We start from the raw sequence: 8,328 nt of genomic DNA, 5'->3' as shown, positions 1-8,328 counted from the left end.
GCCGCCTCGAAGCCGAGCTTGACGGCGAGGCTGAGAAGCGTGACCAGCCAGCCGAACACGACCGCCCCCATCCGTATCATGCCCACCCAGTACATCCAGGCCGCGCGGGCGGCGTCCCACCACGTCAGCAGGAACGTCGAGATGAAATCGATACGCCGCGATCGGAACGGCACCGTGTAGACGGCGAGCGCCGTGCACCAGATGGCGGCGAGGCCGAGGAGCATCGGGAGCAGGACGAGGACGTACTTCATCGCCGCCGTCCAGACGGACGATGAGTCGGCGAGGAAGCCGAGCATGGTCTGCTGGAGGCGCGGCACCCACAGGATCGGCGCGGCGACCAACTCGGCGAGGTCGCGCCACGCTTCGGGCAACATGGTGATGATCCGGTCAATCATCTCTCTCCTCCTTGATTACGGGCCTTGAAAGTCGGAGCGCTCGATCCGAAGCGCGGGTGCGGCGGGCCCGTTGGCGACGCGCCGCAGCCCGGGGATCGCTTGCCGCTCGAGGGCCTGGCGCTCGCGCCAGGCCTCGAGCGCGGGGCCGGTCACGGCGAGCGCGAGCCCAGAGCCCGTCCCGTTGGTCGTCAGGGGAATGAGCACGGCGCCCGAGCTGCCGATCACGCGGTTCACGAGGTCGTGGCGGCCGATGCGCCGCAGGATCCGGACGACGTAGCGCCGGGTCTCGGGATAGGGCGGGACACCGCCGTAGAGCAGGACGGCCTGCTCGCCGGCGTTGTAGGCGGCCAGCACGAGCGGCAGGTCGCCGTTGAACCGGTCCATCAGCCGGCGCAGGTGGCGTACGCCGCCCTCGATGTTCTCGTACGGATCGAAGGTGTTCTCCACCCGGACGCTCGCGGCCGTTCGCGGCATCAGCTGCATCAGGCCACGGGCGCCCCGGCGCGACACCGCTCGCGGATTGAAGTCGGACTCGGCCTCGACGATCGCGGCGACCAGGAGCGGCGAGATGCGGTAGCGGACGGCGACCTCGCGGATGTGCGCCTCGATCGCCACGCCGAGCAGCTCGCTCGACCCGACCGCCGTCGCGTCGTCCGCGATGCCGGCCTTGCGCTCGATCCGCCGGGGCGCCTGAGGGGCATTCGGCCGCGAGATCAGATACGCGGGGAACATTATGAGCAGCAGGATCAGGAGTCCCAGCGCGCGGCGCGTCAGCAGCGATGGCGCGTCTCGCATGGCAAAGAGAGAAAAGAGGCAACGGGGGTGCCAGATCATCGTCTGGAGCCGACCGCGAGCGTTCTTCGCTAGTTAGCCGCGGCGGTTCGAGCGCTTTCGAAGGGGCAGGACGTCACTGCCCAGACACGCCGGTGCCATCCGGACGCGGTCACAGGTGTGGGCGCATCCGGGCGGCGGCGATGCGCGACAGGGCCGCCGCGAGCGGCCGGTCCTCGGGGGCGTGGCCGGCGAAGGTCCTCAGCCGGAGGTTCGCGCACTCGATGAAGCAGTCGAGGGCCGTGGCGAGCTCCGCCGGGCTGCTGGGCCTCCCGACTTCCACGAACGCGTCGGTCTCGTCGAAGATCACGTTGGCGGCGCCGAGCACGCTCGAGGCCGCGTGCGCCTTGAAGAGGCCGATCCAGTTCCGGTCGGGGGAGACGTTCAGCTTGAAGCGAACGCAGAGCCGATGGTCGCGGCGCTCGACCGTGAGCTCGCTGATGCGGCGGATCGCCGGCATGAGGGTTTCTCCGTGGCGACTGCGCCCGAGCGTCGCGCTCGGCGGGGACCGCTGAGGGCAGGCGACCGACACTCCGGTCTCGCTCATCGAAGCACACAACGTCCGGTGTGTCCAGACGCGGCGCGCGAGCCCTAGCTCCCGCGCTCGCTCGAGAGCACGAGCGTCCCGGCGGCGGAGAGCATGCCGCCCATGCCGTTGACCAGCGAGAGCCTCACGCCCGGCACCTGGCGCGGGCCGCACTCGCCGCGGAGCTGGCGCGTCGCCTCGATGATCGGGAAGATGCCGTACATGCCCGAGTGGGTGTAGGAGAGGCCGCCGCCGTTGGTGTTGATCGGGAGCTTGCCGCCCGGCGTCGAGCGGCCGTCCGCGAAGAAGTGCACGCCCTCGCCGCGCCTGGCGACGCCGAGCGACTCGAGCATGATGGGCGGCCCCGAGGTGAAGGCGTCGTAGAGCATGATGTGGTCGAAGTCCCGCGCGCCGACGCCGGCCATCCGGAACGCCTTCTCGCCTGCGAGGCGCGTGGCCTCGCTGAAGGTGAGGTCCTTCATCTGGGTGACCATCACGTGCTCGGTGCCCTCGCCCAGGCCGCGGACGTACACGGGCTTCTTGGCGCAGTCCCGCGCCCGGTCGGCGCGCGTCAGCACGACCGCGCCGCCCGCGTCCGTCACGAGACAGATGTTCAGGACGTTGAACGGGTAGACGACGGGCCGTGAGTCGAGCACGTCTTGGACGGTGATGGGCTCCCGGCGGAGCGCCTTCGGGTTGAGCGCCGCCCACTTGCGCGTGGACACCGCGACCTGCGCCCACTGCTCGAGCGTGGTGCCGTACACGTGCATGTGGCGCGTGGTGATCATGCCGAAGAAGGTGGGCGCGCCGCCGAAGCCGAAGGGCGCCTCGTACTGGCCGGTGAGGCTCGTGTCGCGCCGCGGGGAGACGCCGACCCCGGAGCGCCCGGACTCGCCGTGCGAGACGACGGCCACGTCGCAGAGGCCGTGGTGGAGCGCGGCGACCGCGTGGCCGACCTCGATGATGAAGGAGCAGCCGCCGACGCTCGTGCCGTCCACGTAGCGCGGGGTGATGCCGAGCGCCTCGCCGAGGAGGGCGGGGGAGTGCTGGCCCGCCGTGAAGATGCCGTCCACGTCCGAGATCCGGAGCCCCGCGTCGCGGACGGCGTTGGCGACCGCCTCGAGGTGGAGCGTGAGCTGGCTCTTGCCGGGCAGGTTGCCGATCTCGTCGCTCTCGTCGACGCCGACGACGCACACCGAGCCGGAGAGCGCCTTCAGGTCCGCCACGGGGCTCACCGCGCCGGCTCGAAGAGCGGCAGCGTGATCTCGTCGGTCAGCTTCGAGAACACGACCTGCACCGGCATGTCGCACTTGATCTTCTTCGGGTCGGGCTCGACGTTGACGAGGTTGGACATCAATCGCGGCCCCTCGGCCAGCTCGACCATCGCCAGCACCCACGGCGGCTTGACCTTCCACGCCTTGCTGAACGCCTGGTGCGCGATCTCGAAGGCGTGGAGCTTGCCCCTGCCGCTCGCCTGGATCCAGCCGATGTCGCGCGCGTGGCAGCGCGGACAGAGGACGCGCGGATAGAAGAACACGTGGCCGCACGCCCCGCACTTGGGCAGCATGAGCTTCTGCTCGCGCAGGCCGTCCCAGAAGGGCTTGGCCTCGGGCGTCATCGGATTCGGCAGCGGGCGATCGAGTTCCATGGGCGGTGGCCTCCTCGGGCGAGCCGAGGCTAGTCGGCGCGCGCCGTCGTGTCAAGGACGACGCGCATCGCCGTTCGCTGTTAGGATCTGCGGCGAGATCACGGCGGTCGAGGAGGGTGCGCATGCGGACGGTGGGACGGCTGGTGCTGATGATGGCGGTGGCGTCGGTCTTCGTCGCGGGCGAGGCGGCGGCGCAGGGGCCGATCAAGATCGGGTTCATCTCGCCGCTGTCCGGCGCGATCGCCGCGGCGGGCAAGGACATGTACGCCGGGTGCGAGCTCTACTGGCAGGAGCTCGGCTGGCAGATGGCCGGGCGCAAGGTCGAGGTCATCCTGGAGGACAACGAAGGCCAGCCGGCGACCGCGCTGACCAAGGCCCGCAAGCTCGTGGAGAACGACAAGGTTCACATGCTCGTCGGGATCATTCTCTCCAACGTGGCCTACGCGCTCGTGCCCTACATCGAGCAGCAGGGGATCCCCTCGCTCTACCCGATCAACTCGGCCGACGACCTGACGCAGCGCCGCCGCCCGAAGTGGCTCATCCGCACGGGCTTCTCCGCCGGCGGCAACATGCACCCGTTCGGCGAGTACGCGGCCAAGACGCTCGGCTACAAGAAGATCGTCACGATCGGGCTCGACTACGCATTCGGCTGGGAGACTGTCGGCGGCTTCCACAAGTCCTTCGAGGACAGCGGCGGTCAGGTGGTCCAGAAGCTGTGGGTGCCGTTGAACATCCAGGACTATTCACCGTATCTGGCCCAGGTCAGGAAGGACGCCGACGCGGTGTTCGTCGTGGGGCTCGGGCGGTGGACGCTGTTGTTCGCCAAGCAGTACGCGGACAGCGGGCTCAAGGGGAGGGTCCCCCTCCTCGCGAACGGCACGTACTCCGACGAGCACGTGCTGCCGCAGCTCGGCGACGAGTCGCTCGGCGTCGTCAGCGCCCACCACTACTCGGCCGCCCTGGAGACGCCGGCCAACCACAAGTTCCGCGCGGCGTTCGAGAAGGCCTACCAGCGCACGCCGGGCTTCTACTCGGAGAACTGCTACACGGGCGCCCGCATCATCCACGAGGCCGTCAAAGCCATCGGCGGCAAGGTGGAGGATCGGGCCGCCCTCATGGCCGCGCTCCGCAAGGTGAGGATCACCGACGCTCCGCGCGGCCCCGTGGAGATGGACGCGTACGGCAACCCGACGCAGAACGTCTACATCCGCAAGGTGGAGCGCGTGGGCGGGAAGCTGCAAAACACCGTCATCTACACCTACCCCGCCGTCAGCCAGTTCTGGAAGTACAACCCCGAGGAGTTCCTGAAGCAGCCCGTGTACTCACGGGACTTCCCGCCGTGCCGCCACTGCTGAACGCCCGTCGAGGCTCGCGCGCGGCGCTCAGTCCTTGGGCAGGCCGAGGACGCGCTCGCCGATGATGTTCCGCTGAATCTCGCTCGTTCCCGCCGAGATGGTGTACTGCCGCGCGGCGAGGACGCGGTTGAACCAGCGCGGGGCGTCCGGCACGGCGCCCGAGGGCTCGTTCACGAGCACGTGCATGCCGAGCAGCTCGCCGGCGACGTCGGCGATCCGCACGCCGAGCTCGGAGCCGGTGAGCTTGAGGATCGAGCCCTCGGGCCCGGGCGGCTCGCCGCGGAGCTGGCGTGTGAGGCTCCTGAGCCGCGTGTACTTGAGCGCCTCGCAGTCGATCGCGAGCTGGGCGAGCCGCTGGCGGATCCACGGCTGGTCCCACGCGGGCTTCCCGTCGATCGTCACGCGCCGGGCGAGCGCCGCGAGGCGCGCGATCTGCGCCGCGTGGCTCCGGCCGCCGGCGGAGTGGCGCTCGTACATGAGCGTTGTCGTCGAGACCTTCCAGCCCTGGTTCGGCGGACCGAGCAGGTTCGCCGTCGGCACGGCCACGTCGGTGAAGAAGACCTCGTTGAAGTGGTGGTGGCCGGTCATGAGCACGAGCGGCCGCACGCTGATCCCCGGCGACCGCATGGGAACGAGCAGGCAGCTGATCCCCCGATGCTTCGGCGCGTCGGGGTCCGTGCGGACGAGCAGGATGATCCAGTGGGCGAAGTGCGCGCCCGACGTCCACACCTTCTGGCCGTTGACGACGTAGTGGTCGCCGCGATCCACGGCGCGCGTCCTGAGGCTCGCGAGGTCGGAGCCCGCGCCCGGCTCGGAGAAGCCCTGGCACCAAATCTCGTCGGCGGCGAGGATCGCGGGGAGGTGGCGGCGCTTCTGCGCGTCGGTGCCCCAGTGGATGATCGTCGGGCCCACGAGGTTCAGCGCCATGTTCCCCGGCAACACCGGCGCCCGCGCCGCCGCGTACTCCTCCTCCCAGATCACGCGCTCGATCAGCCCCGCGCCGCGGCCCCCGTACTCCGTCGGCCACGTGATGCCGACCCAGCCCGCGGCGTGCATCGTCTTCTGCCAGGCGCGGCGGCGCTCGAAGGTCTCGCGATCCGACGCCACGCGGTCGTCCGCGGCGTCGTCCAGGCAGAGGTCGGGAGGAAGGTTCGCCGCGAGCCACGCGCGGAACTCCTTGCGGAAGGCTTCCTGGACCGGCGAGTACTCGAAGTCCATGAGGGCGCGAAGCGAGGCTAGTCGGCCCGCGCCGCCGGTGTCAAGGCGCGGCGCGCGCGCCGCGCCCGCCGCGTCAGAAGCGGAGCGCGAAGCCCCCGGAGACGCCCCAATCGGCCGCGCCGTTGGTCAGCCCGCGCATCACTGAGCCTGTCAGCTTCAGCACCTTCGTCAGCGCGAATTCCGCGCCGACGACGACGTCCACGGGATCCGCCTGGCCTCGCGCGATCGCGGTCGCGCCCTCGAGGAAGCCGAAGACCGACAGCGGCGTGAGCACCGCGTACGCGGCGCCGAGGCTCCACCCGAACGAGTTGCGGAGGTCCGCGCCCGGCGGACTGCCGACGAACGTGTAGGACAGCGTGAGATATCCGAAGAGCTTGTCGAGGAGCGCCTTGCTCACGTCCACGCCCAAGGTCTCGTCGAACTCGCCCGTGCCGAGCCCGCGACTCTCGTCCGCCGTCGGGAACTTGATCTTCACGTAGGGCGCGATCTCGGGGAGCACGGGCCCTTCCTGAACGACGGCCCAGGACACCTTCAGGAGCACGTCGCCGGGGCCGGCCTCGGTGGTGGAGCGGGCGGGGCGGGCGAGCTTGCCGCGCGCCTCGTTCCTCGCCGCGACTCCACCACCGGTACTGACGACGTTCTGCGAAGTCTGCTCGATGTACGGTACCGTCAGCCGGATCCACAACGTGTCGAGCGGCCTCACGCCGAGCGTGAAGGGGATGTAGACGATCGTCGTGTCCTTGCCCGTGCCGTAGTCGCCGACCGAGTAGTTGACCGAGCCCGAGAGCGACAACCAGGGCTGGTCCTCGGCCAGGGCTGGCACGGCGCCGAGCAGGACCAGTGCGACGGCCAGCACGACCACGACGCCACGATGCCGCATCGCTCGTCTCCTCTCGATTCCGGGCCGACGACTACCGGCCCGGCTTCTCGGGCCGCTCCATCTTCTCCGGCTTTTCCATCTTCTCCGGCTTCTGCACCTTGTCGCGCGTCCCGGGTTTCTCGCTGCGCTCCATGGCCACCCGCGCCAGGGCCTTCTCGCTCGCCTTCACGCTGCTGATGACCGCGCCCAGGTTCTTGTAGCCGAGGTCCTTCGCGATCTTCCCCCAGCCCTCATGGGCCTGGCGCATGGCGAGGATCTGGTCGAGCGACTTCGCCGTCGCCGCGTTGTGTTGCTTCGCCGTAAGGGCGAGCAGGATCGAGATCTCGCCATAGCCGAGCCCCTTGGCGCGGAGGTTCTGGACGTCCTGCGCCGTGAACGCGCGCGGCGCGCCGCCGGCGTCGAATTTGAACGTCGTTCCCTTCCACTCGTCCGCGATCCGCGAGGTCACGCGGCCGGCGTCCCGGTCCGCCGCGCTCTTGTCGATCCCCTTCGCGAGTCTCGTCAGCTCCTTGTCGCCCTTCGCGTCCACGTCTTGCGCGGCCGCGGGAGCGACGATCAGGGCGGTCAGCAGGACGCTCGAGACCACCGAGAGCACGGGTCGGAAGATGTTGAGCTTCGTCATCGCGTTGCCTCCTTGGAATCCCCGATGTCGGGAGAATCCACCCCGGGTTTCTGCAAGTCGTATGCCCGGAACAACCCCAATGGTAGCAGGGCCTTCCAGACCGGCAACCCCAAAATTGTGTCAGTGGCCTGACACGGATGCCGGCGCGACCGATCGGCGCATTCTGCCTAGCCCGCGGCGGTGTGGGCCCGTATGATGCAGGACATGGAACGCACGAGCGCCGGGCGGTTCCGCCGCCGCGGCGCTGCGACGACGAGCCCCGCCCCGGAGGTCGAGCCCGCTCCCGAGCCGCTCCCGTCCCTCGTCGAGCACGAGCCGGTCGTGCCGCTGGCCACGCCCGAGCCCGCCTTCGCCGCACGCATGGAGCCTCCCGCGCCCGCGGCAGCGCTGCCGTCGAGCCGGCGCGTCATCTTCTTCGACGTCGAGAACACGAGCCAGCCCGGGCGCATCGCGCGGCTGATCGAGCACCTCGCCACGGACCGCGCCGGCTGGCGCACGGAGTTCGTGGCGGTCGGCAACTGGCGCGTGATCAGCCAGGACACGGCGCGCCTGCTCGCGCGCCACGGCGCCCAACTGGTCCACAGCGCGCCCTCCGCCGGCGTGAAGGACTGGAGCGACCTCCGCATTGCGGTGAGCGCGGGCGTGTGGCTGGCCGCCGGCCGCCCCGGGGACGTGGTCGAGATCGTGTCGGAGGACCGGGCGTTCGACGCCGTGGGCGACGTGGCTGCGGCGCTCGGCATCGGCTTCCGCCGTCTCTCCTCCCGCGCGCTCGCCGGCACACCGGTGGAGGAGCCGGGCGAGCCCGAGCCGGCGGGCGGGAGGGGACACCGCCGCGGGGGGCGGGGCCGGCGCG

General features: G+C 70.3%; 10 protein-coding genes. 2 read left to right on the top strand and 8 right to left on the bottom strand.

The window, feature by feature from the left end:
- From VKG64_07590 to VKG64_07570, 5 genes are all read right to left on the bottom strand, one after another.
- A partial coding sequence (locus VKG64_07590) for a hypothetical protein (GenBank protein HKB24904.1) occupies positions 1-395 on the bottom strand: 395 nt, incomplete at its 3' end.
- 15 nt (positions 396-410) lie between these two features.
- Positions 411-1,190: a lytic transglycosylase domain-containing protein gene (locus VKG64_07585; protein HKB24903.1), complete on the bottom strand. Its 780-nt coding sequence runs from the start codon at positions 1,188-1,190 to the stop codon at positions 411-413.
- 148 nt (positions 1,191-1,338) lie between these two features.
- Positions 1,339-1,686 carry a hypothetical protein gene (locus VKG64_07580; protein HKB24902.1) on the bottom strand — a complete coding sequence of 116 codons (348 nt, stop codon included), beginning with the start codon at positions 1,684-1,686 and terminating at the stop codon, positions 1,339-1,341.
- Between the two features lie 131 nt (positions 1,687-1,817).
- Complete coding sequence (locus VKG64_07575) at positions 1,818-2,987, bottom strand: thiolase (GenBank protein ID HKB24901.1); 1,170 nt, start codon at positions 2,985-2,987, stop codon at positions 1,818-1,820.
- Entirely contained in the window at positions 2,984-3,400 is a 417-nt protein-coding gene (locus tag VKG64_07570) for a Zn-ribbon domain-containing OB-fold protein (protein ID HKB24900.1), read from the bottom strand. The genes VKG64_07575 and VKG64_07570 overlap by 4 nt, the downstream gene beginning before the upstream one ends.
- A gap of 122 nt (positions 3,401-3,522) precedes the next feature.
- Between VKG64_07570 and VKG64_07565 the strand changes: the two genes are divergently transcribed.
- The gene (locus VKG64_07565) at positions 3,523-4,755 is read left to right on the top strand and encodes an ABC transporter substrate-binding protein (protein HKB24899.1); all 1,233 of its coding nucleotides are present in this window, start codon (positions 3,523-3,525) and stop codon (positions 4,753-4,755) included.
- 27 nt (positions 4,756-4,782) lie between these two features.
- Here VKG64_07565 and VKG64_07560 read toward each other — a convergent pair whose 3' ends face one another.
- The 3 genes from VKG64_07560 to VKG64_07550 all read right to left on the bottom strand — a co-directional run bounded on the left by VKG64_07560 (position 4,783) and on the right by VKG64_07550 (position 7,475).
- Positions 4,783-5,973, bottom strand: coding sequence for an acyl-CoA dehydrogenase (locus tag VKG64_07560; protein ID HKB24898.1), 1,191 nt, complete (start codon positions 5,971-5,973; stop codon positions 4,783-4,785).
- A 73-nt stretch (positions 5,974-6,046) separates the two neighbouring features.
- On the bottom strand, positions 6,047-6,853 hold the full coding sequence (locus VKG64_07555; GenBank protein ID HKB24897.1) for a transporter: 807 nt from the start codon (positions 6,851-6,853) through the stop codon (positions 6,047-6,049).
- Positions 6,854-6,884: 31 nt separating this feature from the next.
- Complete coding sequence (locus VKG64_07550) at positions 6,885-7,475, bottom strand: hypothetical protein (GenBank protein HKB24896.1); 591 nt, start codon at positions 7,473-7,475, stop codon at positions 6,885-6,887.
- Between the two features lie 204 nt (positions 7,476-7,679).
- Between VKG64_07550 and VKG64_07545 the strand changes: the two genes are divergently transcribed.
- On the top strand, positions 7,680-8,328 hold a 649-nt coding region (locus tag VKG64_07545; protein ID HKB24895.1), incomplete at its 3' end, for a hypothetical protein.

The sequence above is a fragment of the Candidatus Methylomirabilota bacterium genome (assembly GCA_035260325.1).
Lineage (GTDB): Bacteria > Methylomirabilota > Methylomirabilia > Rokubacteriales > CSP1-6 > AR19.
The sequence above is the reverse complement of the archived record's forward strand: the minus strand, read 5'-3'. Positions and strand labels throughout refer to the sequence as shown.